The organism is Rhodanobacter sp. UC4437_H4, assembly GCF_052978425.1.
Map to the genome: position 1 here is coordinate 3842036 of NZ_CM129673.1, position 19538 is coordinate 3861573.

At 68.4% G+C, this 19538-nt stretch carries 20 protein-coding genes and 1 pseudogene; 13 read left to right on the forward strand and 8 right to left on the reverse strand.

Going from position 1 to position 19538, the window contains the following annotated elements; genetic code table 11:
• Window positions 1–105 precede the first annotated feature (105 nt).
• The 3 genes from ACVCL3_RS17490 (at window position 106) to ACVCL3_RS17500 (ending at window position 1978) form a co-directional block, all read left to right on the forward strand.
• A complete protein-coding gene (locus ACVCL3_RS17490; protein ID WP_447100105.1) occupies window positions 106–870 on the forward strand; it encodes a tetratricopeptide repeat protein in 765 nt (254 codons plus the stop codon).
• A 38-nt stretch (window positions 871–908) separates the two neighbouring features.
• Window positions 909–1172, forward strand: coding sequence for a DksA/TraR family C4-type zinc finger protein (locus ACVCL3_RS17495; RefSeq protein ID WP_395119303.1), 264 nt, complete (start codon window positions 909–911; stop codon window positions 1170–1172).
• Window positions 1173–1327: 155 nt separating this feature from the next.
• A complete protein-coding gene (locus ACVCL3_RS17500) occupies window positions 1328–1978 on the forward strand; it encodes a 2'-5' RNA ligase family protein (protein ID WP_447100106.1) in 651 nt (216 codons plus the stop codon).
• Window positions 1979–1997: 19 nt separating this feature from the next.
• On the opposite strand, the gene ACVCL3_RS17505 is transcribed toward ACVCL3_RS17500, so the two are convergent.
• From ACVCL3_RS17505 to ACVCL3_RS17530, 6 genes are all read right to left on the reverse strand, one after another.
• Window positions 1998–2867: a DMT family transporter gene (locus ACVCL3_RS17505; RefSeq protein ID WP_447107217.1), complete on the reverse strand. Its 870-nt coding sequence runs from the start codon at window positions 2865–2867 to the stop codon at window positions 1998–2000.
• A gap of 174 nt (window positions 2868–3041) precedes the next feature.
• Entirely contained in the window at window positions 3042–3602 is a 561-nt protein-coding gene (locus ACVCL3_RS17510) for a hypothetical protein (protein ID WP_447100107.1), read from the reverse strand.
• A 74-nt stretch (window positions 3603–3676) separates the two neighbouring features.
• Window positions 3677–5158: an ABC transporter permease/substrate-binding protein gene (locus ACVCL3_RS17515; RefSeq protein WP_447101547.1), complete on the reverse strand. Its 1482-nt coding sequence runs from the start codon at window positions 5156–5158 to the stop codon at window positions 3677–3679.
• Window positions 5159–5163: 5 nt separating this feature from the next.
• Window positions 5164–5931: an ATP-binding cassette domain-containing protein gene (locus ACVCL3_RS17520; protein WP_395119298.1), complete on the reverse strand. Its 768-nt coding sequence runs from the start codon at window positions 5929–5931 to the stop codon at window positions 5164–5166.
• A gap of 48 nt (window positions 5932–5979) precedes the next feature.
• A complete protein-coding gene (locus ACVCL3_RS17525; protein WP_395119297.1) occupies window positions 5980–7221 on the reverse strand; it encodes a putative bifunctional diguanylate cyclase/phosphodiesterase in 1242 nt (413 codons plus the stop codon).
• Between the two features lie 52 nt (window positions 7222–7273).
• The gene (locus ACVCL3_RS17530; RefSeq protein ID WP_395119296.1) at window positions 7274–8485 is read right to left on the reverse strand and encodes an HD-GYP domain-containing protein; all 1212 of its coding nucleotides are present in this window, start codon (window positions 8483–8485) and stop codon (window positions 7274–7276) included.
• Window positions 8486–8642: 157 nt separating this feature from the next.
• Here ACVCL3_RS17530 and ACVCL3_RS17535 point away from each other — a divergent pair, with 157 nt between their 5' ends.
• Both ACVCL3_RS17535 and ACVCL3_RS17540 read left to right on the forward strand, forming a co-directional pair.
• Entirely contained in the window at window positions 8643–9113 is a 471-nt protein-coding gene (locus tag ACVCL3_RS17535; protein WP_447100108.1) for a PepSY domain-containing protein, read from the forward strand.
• 12 nt (window positions 9114–9125) lie between these two features.
• A complete protein-coding gene (locus ACVCL3_RS17540) occupies window positions 9126–9650 on the forward strand; it encodes a TrmH family RNA methyltransferase (protein ID WP_395119294.1) in 525 nt (174 codons plus the stop codon).
• A 73-nt stretch (window positions 9651–9723) separates the two neighbouring features.
• Here ACVCL3_RS17540 and ACVCL3_RS17545 read toward each other — a convergent pair.
• Window positions 9724–10254, reverse strand: a pseudogene (locus ACVCL3_RS17545) (lipocalin family protein); the annotation flags it as partial.
• A 474-nt stretch (window positions 10255–10728) separates the two neighbouring features.
• Here ACVCL3_RS17545 and ACVCL3_RS17550 point away from each other — a divergent pair.
• From ACVCL3_RS17550 to ACVCL3_RS17560, 3 genes are all read left to right on the forward strand, one after another.
• Window positions 10729–11655: an ABC transporter ATP-binding protein gene (locus ACVCL3_RS17550; RefSeq protein ID WP_395119293.1), complete on the forward strand. Its 927-nt coding sequence runs from the start codon at window positions 10729–10731 to the stop codon at window positions 11653–11655.
• Complete coding sequence (locus tag ACVCL3_RS17555; RefSeq protein ID WP_395119292.1) at window positions 11652–12413, forward strand: ABC transporter permease; 762 nt, start codon at window positions 11652–11654, stop codon at window positions 12411–12413. Before ACVCL3_RS17550 ends, ACVCL3_RS17555 begins: the two co-directional genes overlap by 4 nt.
• Before the next feature lie 70 nt (window positions 12414–12483).
• Entirely contained in the window at window positions 12484–13350 is an 867-nt protein-coding gene (locus ACVCL3_RS17560; RefSeq protein WP_447100109.1) for a DUF3014 domain-containing protein, read from the forward strand.
• A 99-nt stretch (window positions 13351–13449) separates the two neighbouring features.
• Here ACVCL3_RS17560 and ACVCL3_RS17565 read toward each other — a convergent pair whose 3' ends face one another.
• Window positions 13450–13905 carry a cupin domain-containing protein gene (locus ACVCL3_RS17565; protein WP_395119290.1) on the reverse strand — a complete coding sequence of 152 codons (456 nt, stop codon included), beginning with the start codon at window positions 13903–13905 and terminating at the stop codon, window positions 13450–13452.
• Window positions 13906–14032: 127 nt separating this feature from the next.
• Here ACVCL3_RS17565 and ACVCL3_RS17570 point away from each other — a divergent pair, with 127 nt between their 5' ends.
• From ACVCL3_RS17570 to ACVCL3_RS17590, 5 genes are all read left to right on the forward strand, one after another.
• On the forward strand, window positions 14033–15436 hold the full coding sequence (locus tag ACVCL3_RS17570) for an NfeD family protein (protein ID WP_447100110.1): 1404 nt from the start codon (window positions 14033–14035) through the stop codon (window positions 15434–15436).
• Window positions 15437–15457: 21 nt separating this feature from the next.
• Window positions 15458–16234 carry a slipin family protein gene (locus ACVCL3_RS17575; RefSeq protein WP_395119288.1) on the forward strand — a complete coding sequence of 259 codons (777 nt, stop codon included), beginning with the start codon at window positions 15458–15460 and terminating at the stop codon, window positions 16232–16234.
• A 216-nt stretch (window positions 16235–16450) separates the two neighbouring features.
• Window positions 16451–17257 carry an SAM-dependent methyltransferase gene (locus ACVCL3_RS17580; RefSeq protein ID WP_447107240.1) on the forward strand — a complete coding sequence of 269 codons (807 nt, stop codon included), beginning with the start codon at window positions 16451–16453 and terminating at the stop codon, window positions 17255–17257.
• A gap of 111 nt (window positions 17258–17368) precedes the next feature.
• The gene (locus ACVCL3_RS17585; protein ID WP_447098591.1) at window positions 17369–17665 is read left to right on the forward strand and encodes a hypothetical protein; all 297 of its coding nucleotides are present in this window, start codon (window positions 17369–17371) and stop codon (window positions 17663–17665) included.
• 49 nt (window positions 17666–17714) lie between these two features.
• Complete coding sequence (locus ACVCL3_RS17590) at window positions 17715–19493, forward strand: diguanylate cyclase (protein ID WP_447098592.1); 1779 nt, start codon at window positions 17715–17717, stop codon at window positions 19491–19493.
• The last annotated feature ends 45 nt before the right edge of the window (window positions 19494–19538 follow it).

Sequence of the window (19538 nt, forward strand, 5' to 3'; positions counted from 1 at the left end):
TGGGTGAATGGCCCATTCTGGCACTTCCCGACGGTCTGGCCCTGCTGCCAATGGACGCAGGCCCGCTTCGGCTATCCTCGCCCTGCATCATTTCGGGGGCATGCCATGAAACGACTCTTCGCCGGCGCGGCACTGCTCGCCGCGTTCACGCTGGCCGGCTGCGCGCCGCACGCCGCGGTCAAGCCGGACAGTACCATCACCCTGTCGCTCGACGAGGCGGGCAAGCAGGTTGCCGATGCCGACGAACAGAAAGTGCTCGACGCGTTGAAGATGATCGAGGCGGGCAAGATCCAGCTGGCGATCGACGGGCCACTGACCGAGGTCGTGGGCAAGTACGAGGCGATCTACGCGGGCAAGCCGGGCAAGGTGTTCTGTGCCCGCGGCCTGGTCGATGCGCTGGCCTACGCCGGCATGGGCGCCAAGGCAGTCAACGGCAACGCCGACGTGTCCGTGCAGGTGATCGGCCCGGCCTGGGCGCAGGCGTACTGGGCGCGCGGCTACGCCTACAGCGAGATGGCCCGCTACGCCGATGCGCGCGCCGAGCTGGAAAAGGCCCTGGTGTTGTCGCCGATGGACAGCCAGTACAAGAGCGAACTTGCGTTCACCTACCAGCGCAGCGGTGACTGGGAGAAGATGCTGGCCCTGTACCAGGAAGCGGAGGGCGATGCGGGGATCAGTGGCGCCACCCCCGAAGATGCCGTCCGCTTGAAGTGCGTGGCCCTGCGCGGCCAGGGCTACGCGCTGGTTGAGCTGCATCGCCTCGACGAGGCGACCGGGGCCTACCAGGGTTGCTTGAAACTCGTGCCCGGCGAACCCAAGTCGTTGGCTGAGCTTGGATATATCCAGGGTTTGCGGGCGAAGGCGCACTGAGCGGCCGGCCCGCGACCCTGCTTCGCGGAGGCAGCACCATGGCAACCGGCTGGGCCGGCGACGGCGCCGTGCAGGATCAGATCGACGCTACCGTCAACGACGGTGTGCAGCGGGCGCGCCAGCAATTGCGCAAGGGCCCGGGCCTGACCCATTGCGAGGAATGCGAAGCGCCGATCCCCGCGGCGCGCCGCGCCGCCGTGCCCGGCGTGCGCTTGTGCGTGGCCTGCCAGCAGGAGCGCGACAGCGAGCGCGCCGCCAGCCTGTACAACCGCCGTGGCAGCAAGGACAGCCAGCTGCGCTGAGCCGGTGTCAGGGGCCGGGCAGCATGGCCGGCGGCGGCGGGTCCGGTCATTGGCGAACGCCGTGGCCGGCGACGCGGATCACACCCGGCTTGTGCGGCGCGGAGTATGGTGTTGCGAACAGCATTCGTCACAGCGACTGTCGTGGAGGTACCGGCTTGACCCCGACGCCCCCCGCCGAACTTGCCGCAGGCATCGATTATTTCTTCGCGGTGCGCCCCGACGGCCACGCGCGCGTGGAGATCGCCAACGTGGCCGCGCGTTTTCGCCGCTCGCAGCGCGCCAGCGGCGTGCCGGTGTCGGTCGACAACCTGCACCTTGCCTTGTGCCCGATGGGCCGGCCCGAACGGCCGCAGCTGTCGCCGGAGCGCGCCATGCTGGCCGCGGGCGCCGCGGTGCGGGGCAACGCGTTCACGATCACGCTGGACGCCGCCATGCGCTGCATCCCCACCGGCGGGCAGTTTCCCTTCGTGCTGTGCGCGGACCCGGTCACCGCCGCGGCGGCGCTGGAGCTGCGCAAGGCGATCGCCGCCGCACAGCGCGCGCAGGGATTGCAGGTCAATGGCGTCTCCATTTTCCATCCGCACGTGGCCTTGCAGCACGGGCCGGCGATCGACGCGATCGAGGAATCGATCAAGCCGATCCGGTGGCGCGCGGAGGAGTTCGTGCTGATCCGCAGCTTCTTCGGCCAGGCCAGCCATGAAGTGATCGGCCGCTGGCCGCTGGCGAGCGAACCCGCCCCGGCCGCGGTCGACATGTTGGCCGAACTGGCCAACATGCCTGACTTGCCGGCACTCCCTGACGAATGAGGCGCTGGTCGGCGGAGGCCTAGATTGGCGGCTCCGCGCGGACCTGCGGCGTGCTTGTGCGCTGTTGTCGCGTCAGCGCGTGCTCGCGCTGGGCGATGTAGAGGCTGGCGCCGATGATGATGGCCGCGCCCAGCGCGGTGTAGTGATCTACCGCCTCGCCGAAGATCCACCACGCCAGCACCGCCACGATCAGCAACTGCAGATAGCTGAAGGGCGCCAGCATCGACGCCTCGGCCAGGCGCAGCGCGCGCGTCCAGCAATAGTGGCCGCCGGTGCCCAGCGCGCCTGACAGCACCAGCCACGGCCAGATGCCGGCGTGCGGCCATTGCCACACCGACAGCGCCGCAGGCAGCGACAGCGGCACCCACAGCAAGGTGGTCAGCAGCACGATGCGGTCGGCCGGCTCGCTGCCGGTCAGCGACTTGATGCTGATCGTCACCGCGCCCGTGAGCCCGGCCGCCAGCAGCGCGACCATGCTGCCCGGTGCGAACGCGGCACTGCCGGGGCGCACGATCACCAGCACGCCGATGAAGCCGGCGATCACCGCAGTCCAGCGGCGCCGGCGCACCACCTCGCCGAGAAAGATCACTGCGCCGATGGTGACGAACAGCGGCGACGAATACGACAGCGCCACCGCCTCGGCCAGCGGCAGGTTCACGATTGCCCAGAAGCCCGCCAGCATGCCGCCCATGCCGAGCACGCAGCGCATCACGTAGAAGCCGAAGCGCGGCGTGCGCAGCAGCGACCAGCCCGGCCCGATCAGCAGCGGCAGCGCGAACAGCGTGCCGAACGCGCTGCGGAAGAACGTGATCTGGAACGGGTGCAGTTGCGCCGAGGCCAGCCGGATCACCACCGCCATCAGGGCAAACAGGCTGGCGCTGGCCAGCATCAGCAACACCGCGCGCAAGGGCAGTGCGGTTACGGGCGACGAGGGGGGGATCGGAGCCAGGGCGGTGCCGCGCAAGGACGTGGGAGGCGCGCATGGTAGCCCATTCCGCCTCGGCGCCGTGCGGGCAATGCCCGCCGCTTCACACTGCGACAAGAGCCGGCGGGCGGTGCCGCCCTACGGCGTTGTGCCGCCGGATGCGGGCAGGCTCTGCTCCTGCCTTCCGTGTTGCGGATTGCCCGACCACGCCTGCAGGCGTTCGCGCACGACCGGCTCCAGGCTCTTCATGCCCCAGCGGCGGCCTTCCGCCAGCGCGGCTTCGCTCGATTTGCCGTCGATCAAGGCAGCGCGCAGCGCGATCATCGCGCCGACCCGGTTGCTGCTCGCGCAATGCACCAGGGTTTCCTGCGTGCCGGCCTGGTGCAGCAGGCGGTCGAACTGCACCACGTTGTTGCGGGTCAGGTCAGCGGCGCCGTGGATCGGCAGGTTGTGATAGTCGATGCCCGCCGCGCGCATGGCGGCGGCCTCGTCAAAGCGCGGCGTCTCGCTGTCCACGCTGAGGTCGATCACCTGCTTGATGCCGGCTCGCTGCAGGGCGGCCACGTCATCGGCCTGCAACCTGCCCGATGCGACCCGATGCGGCGCCGGGAACGACACGTTCGGCAGGTCGGCCAGCGCGGCCTCGGCCGGTGCGGCGGCATGCACGGCGAGCGGAGTGACCGTCAGAATCAATGACAACGACAAGGATCGAAACATGTCGACAATCTCGCAGTGAACCCGCCACAGGATAGCCGACGCCGCCTTGCGGCCGTTTATTGCCGCGCCTGCAGGCGCAGCCCGCGCGGCGTCAGCCAGCGCTCGACCAGTTCGAACAGGCCCTGCACCAGCAGCGCCAGCACCGCCGCGGGGATCGCGCCTTCCAGGATCAGCGGGATGCTGTCCAGCCGGATGCCGGTGAGGATCGGCTGGCCGTAGCCACCGGCGCCGATCAGCGCGGCCAGGGTGGCCGTGCCCACATTGATGACTGCGGCGGTCTTGATGCCGGCCAGGATCGAGCGCATCGCCAGCGGCAATTCGATGCGGCGCAGCCGCACCCGCCGTGGCAGGCCCAGTGCCGCGGCCGATTCCATCAGTTCCGGCGCAATGCCGACCAGGCCGGCATGCGTGTTGCGCACGATCGGCAGCAGGCTGTACAGGAACAGCGCGGCCACCGCCGGCCAGGTGCCGATGCCCAGCAACGGGATCATGAACACGAACATCGCCAGCGACGGCACCGTCTGCAGCACGCCGGTGGCCGCGATCACCAGTTGCCCCAGCCGGCGCCGACGCGCGGCGACGATGCCGAGCGGGATCGCCAGCGCCAGCGCCAGGCCCAGCGAGCTCGCCACCAGCTCGATGTGCTCCACGCTGCGCTGGCGCAGCCGCTGCCACAGGCCGCGCCGCCCCGCCTCGACGCGGGTGCCGAGGAAGTCGGCGGCCACCGCGCTGTCGCGGCGGCCGTCGAGCTTCACCGCGGCATTCATCGTGCGCATCGCCTGCTCGTCGATGCGGCCGGCGAGGCGGCGCAGGGCGGCGACGAAGGCGGGCTCGTCCCGCTCCAGCGCCAGCCGATAGAGGAACACCGCCTGGTAGCGCGGGAAGTAGTGGCGGTCGTCGGGCAGGGTGCGCAGGTGGTAGTAGGGGATCTCCGCGTCGGTGCTGTACAGGTCGATCGCATCCACCGCGCCGCTGGCCACCGCGCGGTAGGACAGCACGTGATCCAGCCCGCTGACCTTCGTTTGCGGCAGGGCATAGGCGCGGCGCAAACCCGGCCAGCCATCGCCGCGGTCCATGAACTCGTTGGAGAAGCCCAAGCGCAGCGACGGGTGCGCGCGCAGGTCGGAGATGCGGCGGATGTCCAGTCGCGCCGCCTCGTCCTGACGCATGCCGATCGCGTAGGTGTTGTCGAAACCGAGTGGGTCGGTGATGCCGATGCCCAGCGGTTTCAGCCGGGCGCGCAAGGTGGCGATGTCGGCGTCGGCCGGCACGTCTTGCAGCAGCTCGTGGTTCAGTGTGCCGGTGTACTCGGGGTAGGCGTCGATGTCGCCCTGCTGCAGGGCCTTCCACAGGATGCGGGTGCCACCCAGCTCGCGCTGGTGCACGGCCTGGACGCCGGCATCGCGTGCGGCCAGTCGCGCGATCTCGCCCAGGATCACCGACTCGGTGAATTGCTTGGAGCCGATCCGCACCGGTTGCGCGATCGCCAGCACCGGCAGCAGGCCGGCGAGCAGCACGATGGCGATGCGGGCAGGCATGCCGGTCATGGCGTGGCCGGCAGCGTGCGTTGCGCCTGCACGAACTGGCGCGCGAAGTCGTCGGCCGGGCGGTCGCGCAGATCCGCGTAGCTGCCGTCCTGCACCACCGCGCCGCGCCGCAGCAGCACCAGCCGGGGGGCGAACCAGGCCGCCTCGGCCAGGTCGTGGGTGACGACGATCACCGTCTTGCCCAGTTCGCCGAAGATGCGCTGCAACTGCTCCTGCAATTCGTGGCGCACGATCGGGTCCAGTGCACCCAGCGGTTCGTCCAGCAGCAAGGCGTCGGGGTCGACCATCAGCGCGCGCATCAGCGCCACGCGCTGGCGCTGGCCGCCGGAGAGTTCGGCCGGGTAGCGCGCCAGCGCGTCCGACGGCAGCCGGGTGAGCTGCGCCAGCGCCTGCGCTCGTTCGCGGATGCGTTGCGGCGCCCAGCCCAGGTGCTGCGGCAGCAGGCCGAGGTTGCCCATGGCGGTGAGGTGCGGAAACAGCCCGCCGTCCTGGATCACGTAGCCCACGCGACGGCGCAAGGCGAGGATGTCGGCCGGCTGCAGGGCGCGGCCGTCCACGCGCACGCAGCCGCTGTCGCTGCGCTCGAGCCCCAGCAGCAGGCGCAGCACGGTGGACTTGCCCGAACCGCTGCTGCCGATCAGCGCGGTGGTGCTGCCGGCGGCGAAGGCCAGGTCGATCCGCTGCAGCGCCACGACTTTGCCGTACCGCTTGCTGGCGCCGTCGAGCGCGAAGCGGATGCCGCCGCCGACCTCAGCGGCGCCCATGGTTCCGGGCGCGACGGGAACCACCCTGTGGCGTGGTCCGGTGCGCGCTCACGCGGGCGGCACCGTGGTGGCGAAGCGCGCGATGAAGTCGGCGGCCGGTTGCGGGCGGCCGAGGTGGAAACCCTGGCCGAAGTCGCAGCCCATGTCGATCAGCAACGCCTGGGTGGCGGCATCCTCGATGCCTTCGGCGGTAGTGGCCAGGTCCATGTGGTGGGCCATGTTGATGATGGCGCGCACCAGCTTGGCGGTATGCGGTTCGCTGCGGATGGCGCCGATCAGCGACTGGTCGATCTTCAATTCGGTGGCCGGGAACTGGCGCAGGTAGGCGATCGAGGCGTAGCCGGTGCCGAAATCGTCGATCGCGATGCCGATGCCGCGGTCGCGCAACCGGCGCAACACCTGCACGCTCAGCTCGAGGTCGTTGACCAGGGTGGTCTCGGTGATCTCCACGATCACCGCCGTCGGTGGCACGCCCCAGATTTCCAGCGCGCCGGTCAATTGCTCCACCATGCCCGGGCGCGACAGCACGCGCGGCGAGAAGTTGATCGCAAAGCGCAGGCCCTGGAACGAGGGCAGGCTGGCCACGTGCCGCAGGGTCGTGTTCATGCTCCAGCGGGTGAGTACCGAGATCAGGTCGCTCTGCTCGGAGAACGGCACGAAGTTGGCGGGCGAGACCTCGCCGTGGTTGGGGCTGCTCCAGCGCGCCAGCGATTCGGCGCCGGCCAGGCGGTCGCTCTGCAGGTTCCAGATCGGCTGGAAGAACACCTGCAGCCGGTTGGCGTCCAGCGCCTCGCGCAGTTCGTCGTAGAAGATCTCGACCTGGGTGTCGTGCGGCGCGTAGACCACGTACAGCTCGCCGCGCCGCTGCGCCTCGTCCAGCGCCATGCTGGCGCGGCGACACAGGCGGTCGGCGCCGGGGCCGTGGTCGGGATACAGCGCGATGCCCATCACCGGCCGCACCAGCCAGGGCGAGGCGGTTCCGTCCAGCGGCTGCTCGAAGGCCTGGGTCAGGCGCGTGCCGGCGAGCAGGGCGTGGTTGGCGCTGAGCATATCCGGCAGCAGCACGACGAAGCTGTCGTCGCCGGCGCGGAACACGCGGTCGATCGGACGCAGCGAACGCTGGATCAGCGCATGCGCCATGTCCTCGGCCTGTTCGCCCTGGGCGTAGCCGAAGCGCAGGCTGATCTCGCGCAGGCCGGGCACGCGCAGCATCAGCACGGCGAAACGCTCGCCTGCGCTGGCGCGGATGTGCGCGTCGATCTGCTCGAAGATGTGTTCGCGATTCAGCATGCGGCGGCGGGCCAGGGGGAGGGCGGGCGGACGGGCGTCGGGGTGGTCATCATTACAGGAAGAAGCGGCTGGCATCGATGCCGTAGTCGCCGACCGCCAGGCTGCGCACGATGTCCACGCCCTCGTCGTCGTCCAGCTGCATCAGGTCCACCGCCCGGAAATCGTCCAGCGGCTGCTTGTTCGGCTCGCTCAGGATCGCCACCCGCGGGCGCAGCCGGCGCACCTGGTTCTGCGCCATCACGATTGCCACCTCGCCGGTGCTCAGTTCCACCAGCGAACCGGTGGGGTAGACGCCGAGGCAGACCTGGAACTGCTCGATCATCTCGGCCTGATGCAGGCGGTTGCGTGCGGCGTAGATCTGCTGCAGCGCCTGGTGGCGTGAAATGGGCGCGCGGTAGGGACGCGCGCTGGACATCGCGTCGTAGCTGTCGATGATGCCGAGCATGCGCCCGCTGATCGGGATGGCGTGGCCGGCCAGGCCGTCCGGGTAGCCGCTGCCGTCGTGGCGCTCGTGGTGGGTGCGCACGATGTCGAGCACGTCGAGGTTGGCGATGCCTGCCTCGTCCAGCAGGGCCAGCCCGTGGCCGATGTGCGAGCGGATGATGTCGACCTCGCTGGGAGCCAGCGAACCCGGATATTGCAGCAGTTGCTCCGGCAGGCGGGTCTTGCCCACGTCCATCAGCAGGCCGCCGGCGGCGAGGCTGAAGATGGTCTCCTCGTCGAAACCCATGTGTCGGCCGAACGCGGCGGCCAGCGCGCTGCAGCTCACCGCGTGGCTGTAGGAATAGCTGTCGCTGCGGCGCAGGCCCTCCACCAGGAAGAACGCATCCGCGCTGCGCAGCACGGTGGCCACCAGCGGGCGCACCGCCTGCTCGACGCGCTCGACCGACAGCTCGCGGCCGCTGGTCACGTCCTCGAACAGGCCATCGACGATCTGCGAGGCGTTCTCCAGCGCGGCGCGGGCACGTGGCGCCTCGTCCTCGACCGCGGCGAGATCGGCGTAATGGGTGCGGCTGCTGAAGCGGTGGCGCGGGGCGTCGGCGCGCATCAGCGCCTGCGGCGCGTCCGGTGGCACCAGGCGGCGCGCATCGACCCAGACCTCGCGGCACAACTGCTGCAGGGTCTCGATGTCCTCCAGCCGGGTCAGCGCGACACCTTGCAGTGCGAATGGCGTCTCCTCCCATGGCCGATCCAGCCGGCACACGAACATGCCCAGCTGCAGATCGGCCACGTCGATCCGACGCTCTTCGATTTCGAAAGCCACGCACTGCTCCGACCGATGGTGGACGCCGAGCCACGGCAACGCGATCGCGGCGGTCCAGCGGCGAGGTTAGCAGCAGTGCGGATTGCCGTGCCAACGGCTGGCCGGTGCGCCATGCAGCGGCGTACCCTGTGCGCCCGTTTCGTGGATATCGCCGCCCATGCCGTCGTCGCATCGCCTGATCCGCTTCGTTCGCAGCTGCCATCTCTACCTCGGCGTGTTCACCGCGCCGATGCTGCTGTTCCTGGCGGTGAGCGGCGGCCTGCAGACCTTCGGCCTGCATGAGGCCAGCCGCGGCAGCAGCTACGCGCCACCGGCGTGGCTGGCCAGCATGGCGCAGCTGCACAAGAAGCAGACCCTGGAGGTGCCGGTGCGGCGTCCGCGTCCGGCGCCAACGGTGGCCGAGGCCGCGCCGGTCGCGCGGGCAGCGGTGCAGGGCGCGCCCGCGGCACCCGGTGCGCGCCGCAACCTGCTGCCGATGAAGATCTTCTTCGCCGCGATCGCGCTGGGCCTGTTCATGTCGGTGTGCAGCGGGCTGTACATGGCCTGGCGCTTCACTCGCCGGCCGCGGCTGTTCGGCGCCGTGCTGCTGGGCGGGATTGCCGCGCCCCTGCTGCTCTTGCTGGCCTGAGCCGGTCGCGGCATGGCGAACCGGCAGCTCGACCATTTGCAGCATCGCCCGGCGCGTTCCGCGTTCGCGCTGCGCTACCTGGTGCACGACTTCGAGGTGCCGATGAACGTGGGCAGCGTGTTCCGCATTGCCGACGCGCTGGGGGTGGAGATGATCCACCTCACCGGCGCTTCGGCGGTGCCGCCCAACCGCAAGTTGCGCAAGACCTCGCGTGCGACCGAGCAGCACGTGCCGTTCCGCCACGACGACGATCCGCTGCCGGTAGTGCACGAACTGAAGGCCGCCGGCTACCGCATCGTCAGCCTGGAGCTCACCAGCGCCAGCATCGACATCCGCGAGCTGCCGGTGGCCGCGGGCGAGCGCATCTGCCTGGTGCTCGGTTCGGAGAACCGCGGCGTAAGCCAGGCCCTGCTGGACGGTTCCGACCAGACCGTGCACATCCCCATGCTGGGCGCGCATTCGTCGATGAACGTGGCCACCGCCTGCGCGATCGCGACGTTCGAAATCATCCGCGCGTTTCCGGTGCCGCCGGCCTGAGGCCACGGTCGTGGAGGGGCGGGGTTCCGTTCGGCGCCGGCGCGCTTTCCGCGGGCCGGTCCGGCGCACCGGCGGGTGCGGTCATCATCAATCGGTCGACCGGATAGCCACGCTGGCGCGAGTGCTCCACGAGGGTCTGCAAAAGTGCGGGATCCATCGTGGGCTGGCGCGAGAGTATCCACAGGTGGTTGCGGCCGGGGCCGCCGATCACCGCCCACTGGTAGCCGGCGTCCACCTCGATCACCCAATAGTCGGCCCATGCCATCGGCAGCCAGGTCAGCCAGGCAGGCGCGAAGCGCACTTCCAGCGCGGCCGGCTGGTGTTTCTTCATCCGCGCCACGCCGTCGACCGACGACCGGCCCTTGCGGGTGCGGCAGGTGTTGTGCACGTGGATGGTGCCGTCGGGATTCGGCGTGTACGTGGCGACGACGGCATCGAGGCACTCGCGTTCGAAGTACATCGGCAGGCGCGCGATTTCGTACCACTGGCCGGCATACCGATGCAGGTCCAGCGACGGCACCGGCCGGTTCGGCAGGCTGGCGGCGGCAGCGGGTCCTGCGATGGCGAGGGTTGCCACGATGAGCAACTGGCGGAACATGCGCATGGTCTGGTTCCCTGGGGAATGCGTGGAGCGATCGGCCGGAAGGATCGCGGAACCGGGGCGTGCGGTCTGGCGGTAGTGTGCTTCCTGCAGGTCGATCTCGCGCACCCGCCGGTGCGAGACCTCGTCCGAGACGACGGCGGCGATGGCTGCGGCCCGGCGGGCCATGTTCTCCTCACGAAGGACCGCCGGTTCCGGCGGCAGTTCCTGGCCTTCGAGCAACGGCAGCAGGCCGATGCTGGCGACCACCAGCGAGAGCGGGATCAGCGCGGTGGCGAGGAAGATGGGCGGCCCGCCTGCGGGGAAGGGCGTGCCGTCGGGCGGCATCGGGAATGGGGAGCGGGAAACGACATCGCCGTTCGCCCTGAGCGCAGGCGCGGCGCCGAAGTCCAGGGGTGCAGCAGCGGCTGGCCGTGGCGCGGCGAAGGGCATACCATCGCCCGTTCCCGTCGCCCGTCCCCAGGCCCAGGAGATCGCGTGCAGCCGATCATCGACGTCAGACAGCTCAGCAAGACCTACGCCTCCGGTTTCCAGGCGCTCAAGCCGATCGACCTGCAGATCCGCCAGGGCGAGATTTTCGCGTTGCTCGGCCCCAATGGCGCCGGCAAGACCACCCTGATCAGCATCATCTGCGGCATCGTCAATCCCAGCGAAGGCTCCGTGCTGGCCGATGGCCACGACGTGGTTCGCGAATACCGCGCCGCGCGCTCGCAGATCGGCCTGGTGCCGCAGGAGCTGACCACCGACTCGTTCGAGACGGTGTGGAACACGGTCAGCTTCAGCCGCGGCCTGTTCGGCAGGGCGCCAGACCCGGCGTACATCGAGAAGGTGCTGAAGGACCTCTCGCTGTGGAGCAAGAAGGACAACAAGATGATCACCCTGTCCGGCGGCATGAAGCGCCGGGTGATGATCGCCAAGGCGCTGTCGCACGAGCCGCGCATCCTGTTCCTGGACGAACCCACCGCCGGCGTCGACGTGGAGCTGCGCCGCGACATGTGGACCATGGTGCGCGGCCTGCGCGCCAGTGGCGTCACCATCATCCTCACCACGCATTACATCGACGAGGCCGAGGAGATGGCCGACCGCATCGGCGTGATCAACAAGGGCGAGCTGATCCTGGTGCAGGACAAGGCCGAGCTGATGAACAGGCTCGGCCGGCGGCAACTTACCCTGCAGTTGCAGTCGCCGCTGGCGGCGATCCCCGCCGAACTTTCCGGCCACGCGCTGGAGTTGTCCGCTGACGGCCAGCAACTGGTCTACACCTTCGACGCGCAGGACGAGCGCAGCGGCATCGACGTGCTGCTGCGCCGGCTGGGCGAACTGGGCATCGACTTCAAGGATCTCAGGACCAGCCAGAGCTCGCTGGAGGACATCTTCGTGGACCTGGTCAGGGAGCGCGCATGAACATCCACGGCATCCGCGCGATCTACCGCTTCGAGATGGCGCGCACGCGGCGCACGCTGCTGCAGAGCATCGTCTCGCCGGTGATCTCCACATCGCTGTACTTCGTGGTGTTCGGCGCGGCGATCGGCTCGCACATGAACGGCATCGACGGGGTCAGCTACGGCGCCTTCATCGTGCCGGGCCTGGTGATGCTGTCGCTGCTCACGCAGAGCATCTCCAACGCCTCGTTCGGGATCTATTTCCCCAAGTTCGTCGGCACCATCTACGAGATCCTGTCGGCGCCGGTGTCGCCGTTCGAGATCGTCGCCGGCTACGTCGGCGCGGCGGCGAGCAAGTCGATCATCCTGGGCGCGATCATCCTGGCCACTGCGCGGCTGTTCGTCACCTTCGAGATCGCGCACCCGCTGTGGATGGTCGCGTTCCTGGTGCTCACCGCGGTGACCTTCAGCCTGTTCGGCTTCATCATCGGCATCTGGGCGGACAACTTCGAGAAGCTGCAACTGGTGCCGCTGCTGATCGTCACGCCGCTGACCTTCCTTGGCGGCAGTTTCTACTCGATCCACATGCTGTCGCCGCTGTGGCAGAAGGTGACCCTGTTCAACCCGGTGGTGTACCTGATCAGCGGGTTCCGCTGGAGTTTCTACGGCGTGTCGGACGTCGGCGTGGGGATCAGCCTGGGCATGACCCTGGTGTTCCTCGGCATCTGCCTGGGACTGGTGTGGTGGATCTTCCGCAGCGGCTACCGATTGAAGGCCTGAACCACGCCGGTTGAACGAATCGCGCGGGCTCCAGTCCCAGCACTATTTGAAGGCAACCACGGGGAAGTTCATGCGCAGGCAGACATCAACCGGAAGCTGGGTCGCCGCGGCGATCGTGGTGATCGTCCTGGTCGGGGCGGGGGGCTGGCTGGTGCGACGCGCCATGCAGCCCGAGGCGGCGAGCCCGCCGACGGCGGAAATGGCGCAACCGGCGACGAGCCGCAGCGCGGCGGCGCCGATCCAGCATCCGATCGCGCAGGCACAGGCGCAGGCCGTCCCGGCCAGCGCCTCCACCGCGCCGCTGCCGGCGCTGGACCAGAGCGACGACGACGTGCTGGCCGCCCTGCAGCGGCTGGCCGGCGACAGCGAGCTGTCGCTGCTGCTGGTGCGCCCGCAGATCATCAACCGCATCGTGGCCAGCATCGACGCCATGCCCGGGCGCAGCCTCGGCGGCATCATGATGCCCGCGAGGCCGCCCAAGGGTGCCTTCGTCACCGGCGAAATGGACGGCCAAACCGTGATCGGCGAAGCCAACGCCGCCCGCTATGCGCCGTACATGGCGATCGTCGAGCAGGTCGATCCGCAGGCGCTGGTGGCCTGGTACGTGCACGCCTATCCGCTGTTCCAGCAGGCCTACGAACACCTGGGCTACCCGCACGGCTACTTCAATGACCGCCTGATCGTGGTGATCGACAACTTGCTCGCCGCGCCCGAGCCCGCCACGCCGCCGGCACTGCTGCCGTCCAGGAGCCAGTACGTGTTCGCCGATCCGGGGCTGGAAGCGCGCTCCGCCGGCCAGCGCCTGCTGCTGCGCACCGGAGCGGCCAACGAAGCGAAGATCAAGGCCCGGCTGCGCACGATCCGCGGCCTGCTGGTCGGCCAGCACCTGCAGCCTGCCGCGGCGGGTTCGGCCACTGGAGCCGCCACGCTGAAATAGCCAGGCTGCCGACTCATCAACGGGCAGGAGCCCGCCTGCGGGCGATGCTCTCGCGAATCCCGAATCCCGGCTACTAAAGCATCGCCCGCAAGCGGGCTCCTACGGATACGGCGAGCCGTCCTTGTGCGTGTAGACGCCGGCCGCGCCGTCCCAGTGCAGGTCGATGTCGGGGTAGTGGCAGCGGTCGTCCGCGTGGCGACTGCCGATCTCCAGATAGACGGCTGTCTGTGCGCTCCGGTTGACCAGGTGATGACCGTCGGGACAGTTCTTCGGGAACGCCGCGAACTCGCCCGTGCGCAGCGGCTGCTCGCCGTCGTCGGTGATCAGCACCAGCTCGCCCGACAGCACGCAGACGAACTCGTCCTCGTCGGTATGCCAGTGCCGCTGGCTCGACCACGCGCCCGGCGGAAGCTGCGTGAGATTGACGCCGAAATCGGCGAGGCCGCCGGCATCGCCCAGCGCCTGCCTGGTGCGCGCGCCGGCGAAGGCGGCAAACGGCGGCGGATAGCCCGAGCCCTTGCGCTCGGGCACCTGGCTGACATCGATCTTCGGCATGGGGATTCTCCGGCGTGGATGGCGATTGTCCACCGAAAGCGCGCCGTTGCCGTGAATGAGCGCTTTCTGTACACCCGACCGGCTACAGTGGGCCGACGTCGCGAGACCGTGCGCGGAGGACGGAATCATGATGCGTGGCTGCTGGCTGATCGTTCTGATGCTGGCGTGGCTGGTGCCGTCGGCCCCGTCGCGCGCCGAACCGCCGGTGGCTGCGCCTTCGGCGATGGTGGCGCGGATCACCCTGGACGGACCGATCGGGCCGGCTGCAGCGGAGTACTTCGACGACGCGGCGCAACGCGCGGTAGCCGACGGCGCGGTGGCGATCGTGCTGCAACTGGACACGCCGGGCGGGCTGTCCGAGTCGATGCGCCAGATCATCGGCCGCATGCTGGCGCTGCCGGTGCCGGTACTGGTCTACGTGGCGCCGGGTGGTGCGCGTGCTGCTTCGGCCGGCACCTACATCCTTTATGCGGGGCAGGTTGCCGCAATGGCGCCGGCCACCCACCTGGGTGCGGCGACACCGGTATCGCTGGGTGGCGCCACGCCGATGCCGTTGCCGGCGCCGAAGGCGAGCGAGCCGGCCAGGGCCGGTTCCGGCGCGCCGCCCGCGCAGGATGAGGCCGGCGACAACGCCGAATCGCACAAGGTGCTGAACGACGCGATCGCCTACATCCGCTCGCTGGCCCAGCTGCGCGATCGCAACGCGGCCTGGGCCGAGCAGGCGGTGCGCGGCGCGGCGACGCTGACCGCCAGCGAGGCAGCGCAACAAAACGTGATCGACTTCGTCGCCGGCGACGTGGCCGACCTGCTGGCGAAGGCCGACGGACGCGCGGTACGCGTCGGCGAGCGCCAGCTGACCCTGCAACTGAAGGGAGCGAGCGTGCGCGACTACGTGCCGGGCGCGCGCACCCGTTTCCTGGGCATCATCACCAACCCGACCATCGCCTACCTGCTGCTGCTCGGCGGCATCTTCGGCCTGGCGCTGGAGGCGATGCACCCCGGCGCGATGCTCCCCGGCATCGTGGGCGCGATCAGCCTGCTGGTGGGCCTGTACGCCTTGCAGCTGCTGCCGGTGAATTACGCCGGGTTGGCGCTGATGGCGCTGGGCATCGGCCTGCTGGTGGCCGAGGCGGTCAATCCCACGGTGGGCGCCTTCGGCGCGGGCGGGCTGGTGGCCTTCGTGATCGGCTCGGTGATGCTGATGAAGACCGGCGTGCCCGGCTACGCGGTCAACCTGGGCGTGATCGGCGGCATCGCGGTGGGCTTCGCGGCGCTGCTGGGCACGGTGGTGTGGCTGGTTTTTCGCGCGCGCCGCGCACCACCGTTCGGCGGCGAGGCCGCGATGGTCGAGGAAACCGGCCGCCTGCTGGAAAGCGTGGCTGCCGGCGGCGAGAGCTGGGCGATGCTGCACGGCGAGCGCTGGCGCGTGCGCTGCGCGGTCGACCTGCCGGCGGGCGCCGCCGTGCGGGTGGTGTCGCGGCAAGGTTTGTTGTTGTGGGTCGAGCCGGCCCCTGCCGTCGCGACCGTTTGAGGTTTTTGACTGGAGAAGACCATGTTCGGATTCGTCGGTGTGTTGATCATCCTCGGCATCTTGCTGCTGTTCGCCGCGATCAAGATCCTGCCGGAGTACCAGCGCGGCGTGGTGCTGACCCTGGGCCGCTATACCGGCACCAAGGGCCCCGGCCTGGTGCTGCTGATCCCGGTGGTGCAGCAGATGATCCGGGTGGACCTGCGGGTCACCGTGCTGGATGTGCCGCCGCAGGACGTGATCTCGCGCGACAACGTCTCGGTGCGGGTCAATGCCGTGGTGTACTTCCGCGTGGTCGACTCGGACAAGTCGGTGCTGGAGGTGGAGAACTTCCTGCAGGCCACCAGCCAGCTGGCACAGACGCGGCTGCGCTCGGTGCTGGGCCAGCACGAGCTGGACGAGATCCTGTCCCAGCGCGAGTCGATCAACCACACCTTGCAGGTCACCCTGGACGAGGCTACCGACCCGTGGGGCATCAAGGTGATGAACGTGGAGATCAAGGACGTCGATCTCAACGAGACCATGGTGCGGGCGATCGCGCGCCAGGCCGAGGCCGAACGCGAACGCCGCGCCAAGGTGATCCACGCCGAAGGCGAGATGCAGGCCGCCGAGAAGCTGCGCGATGCTGCGGCGATGCTGTCGCAACAGCCGCAGGCGCTGCAGTTGCGTTATCTGCAAACGCTGGCCGACATGTCCAACAACGGCAAATCCTCGACCATCGTGTTCCCGCTGCCGCTGGACCTGATCCGGCCGTTGATGGAGGCATTTCCGCCGAAGCCGGATTCAGGTACAAGGATTTGATTCGAATGATACTTGCTCAGGCCCGTCATCTCCGCCAAGGCGGGGATGACGGGCCTCCTGCTGCCAAAGCCGCCGGATTCGCGCTTTTGCGGGAATGACGGAAATCGGAGTCTTTTGCGGGAGCAGGCTCGATTCGGGGACGATTTTTTTTTGCGAGCAAGCGACAAGATGGAAGCAGGATATTCAACGGGAAGCCTGGTCTGCGTGGGCCTGGGCATGACCCTCGGTTCCCACCTCGGCCCGCTGGCGCGCAGCCACATCGAGCAGGCCGACGTGGTTTTCGCCGGCCTCTCCGATGGCATCGTCGAGCTGTGGCTGCAGCGCATGCACCGCGACGTGCGCAGCCTGCAGGTGTACTACCGCGAGGGCAAGTCGCGCATGCAGACCTACCGCGAGATGGTCGAGGCCATCCTCACCGAGGTGCGTGCGGGCAAGAAGGTGTGCGGCGTGTTCTACGGTCATCCCGGCGTATTCGCCTGGGCGCCGCACAAGGCGATCGAGGTGGCCCGCGGCGAAGGCTACGCCGCGCACATGGAGCCGGGCATTTCCGCCGAGGATTGTCTCTATGCGGATCTCGGCATCGACCCCGGCCGCGTCGGCTGCCAGCACTACGAGGCCAGCCAGCTGCTGTTCTACCGACGCCGGATCGACCCCACGGCCTACCTGGTGCTGTGGCAGGTGGGCCTGGTCGGCGACCAGTCGCTGGCACGCTTCTCCACCGGCCCGGCCTACCGCCAACTGCTGGTCGAGGTGCTCTCGCGCGACTACCCGCCGGAGCATGAGGTCATCATCTACCGCGCACCGACCCTGCCGATCCAGCAGGCGCGGATCGAGCGGTTGCCGCTGGGGGAGCTGCCTCAAGCGGAGGTGGGCATGGCCGATACGGTGGTGGTGCCGCCGGCGCGGGCGCTGTCGGTGGACCACGAGATGAGGGCGAGGCTGGATGTGCTTGACAAGGCGGCGTCCGAAGCCGCCGGCGATGCTGCCGCATCGAGTCTGCAAGGCGTCAAAAACCAAGCGTAAGATGGCCTCGGCGCAGCCGTGCCTGACAAGAGCGCTGTTGCGAGCAGGGAGTCGCAGTAAGACTGGAGCTGGCGGCCAGTTGTCAATCAGCGAGGTAGGGGGAATCATCAGGTGTTCGACGTTATCGATTTTCTTGAGACCCTGGGGCAAGACGCGCAGCTGCGTTACGCGTCGCAGGATGAAGTGGAGTTTGCGCTGTCCGGGGCGGTGGTGGAGCCGGCGATGCGGGTGGCGATCCTCGCCAGAAATGGCCCGGGCTTGCAGGCGTTGCTTGGGCAGGATCCGTTCTGCTGCTTGATCAACCCGGCCAAGCCCGATGAGGAGCAGGAGGAATGTGACGGCAACTGCAAGGAAAGCGAGGAAAAGAAGCGTGACGAGGAAAGGAAGGAGAAAAGGGATGGGGACTGAGGATCATTCGCCCTTTGTCTTGTCTGCGCTGGCGACCACCGACTAGCCCATGGACAAGGCTGGCGGCTACAGGCTGGCTTTCGCATGTTCTGCGCTTCTGCTCTGGTCAGTGGCGGGTCTCGCCACCGTACCCGCGTCCGTATCGGACGACCCCGGGCAACTGCTGAAACAGGCGGAAAGCATTCCGTCCTCCAATCGTGTCGAGTTCGACGAATTGATGCGCCGGCTCGCCAAGCCTGTGCGGGAGCTTTCTCCGCAGCAGCAAGTGCATCGCCGCTATCTTCTGGCCCGGCAGGCCGCTTTTGCCGGCAATTTCGACGCCGCCTTGCCGCCGTTGACGGCGATCGCGGGTCAGACCGCATATCCCGTGCTGGCGTTTCGCGCCAAAGCCACGGTGATTGACCTTCTGGTGGCGCAATCCCGCTACGAGGAAGCCTTCGCCAGGCTGAATTCGCTGCTGGAGCAGCTGCCGAAGATGGAGGAAAACGATGTCCGTGTGCAGGGACTTGGTGTCGCGGCGCAGTTGTACAACGAGGCAGGTCAGTATGAAGCCTCCTCGCGTTACGCAGATCAGATCATCAATGAGAGCACTGATACGCGCAGCGCCTGCAGGGGGTGGTTCTACAAGTCCGAGGCCTTGTTTGAAAGTGGCACCACGAAGCTGGCTGCCGATCAGCTTCGCGATGGCACGGAAGCATGCAGCAAGGCAGGCAATACGCTTTTCGCACTCAGCTTCCAGTATTTGCTGGCGAGTTTCGACATGCGGCAAGGCCGCCTCGACTCCGCCATCCGCTTGTTGCAGACCAGCTATCCCAAGGTGCTGCGAGCAGGCTTTCCGCCCCAGGTCGCGGAGTTCGAGTCCACTCTGGCCAAGGCGCACCTGGAGCGTGGCGACCTTGTCTCGGCTGCCAAGTTTGCCAATCAGGCCCTGGTGACGAACGCCAGCAGGCCGTATTCCGAGTCGACCGCCCGGGCGTACCACGTGCTTTATCGGGTCGACAAGAAGACCGGCGACGACCGTGCGGCGCTGGAGAATCTCGAGAAGTTCGTCGTCACCAACGACGGCTACATGGATCGCCTCAGTGCAAAGGCGCTTGCCTACCAGATCGTCGAGCAAAAGGTGCTGGCGAAGAAACTGCAGGTCGAAGAGCTGGACAAGAAAAACAAGCTGCTCGGGATGCAGGGCGAGCTGGATCGCAAGGAGGTCGAAACCAGCCGCCTGTACATCCTGTTGCTGCTGCTGGTACTCGCGTCCATCGGTTTGTGGGCTTATCGCATCAAGCGCTCGCAGCTCAAGTTCATGAAACTGGCGCGGCGCGACGGACTCACCGGCATCTTCAATCGGCAGCACTTCGTCAACGAGGCGGAACGGCTGCTGCGCTATTGCCAGAAGTCCGGACGCGACGCTTGCCTGGTGCTGCTGGACCTGGATCATTTCAAGCAGGTCAACGACAACCATGGCCACGCGGTGGGCGACCGCGTGCTTCGGCGTGCGGTGGGGGCCTGCCAGAAGCACTTGCGGACCACCGACCTGTTCGGGCGGCTGGGCGGCGAGGAGTTCGGCATGCTGCTGCCCGAGTGCGGGCGGGAGCAGGTGTTGGAGCGCGTGGAGCAGATGCGCCTGGCCGTTGCCCAGGTTCCTGCCGGCGAGGCGGGCTCCGGCGTGGTTGTCTCGGCCAGCTTCGGCGTCGCGTCCGCCGCCAGCTCGGGATATGAACTGCGCCAGTTGATGACGGACGCGGACGACGCGCTCTACCGGGCCAAGCGCGAGGGGCGCAACCGGGTCAGCCTGTTCGACAGCCGGCGTGTTCAGTCGAATGTGGTGTAACGAGCGCAATCACAAACCCGGCTTTGGCGCCCCGTGCGCAGCCGC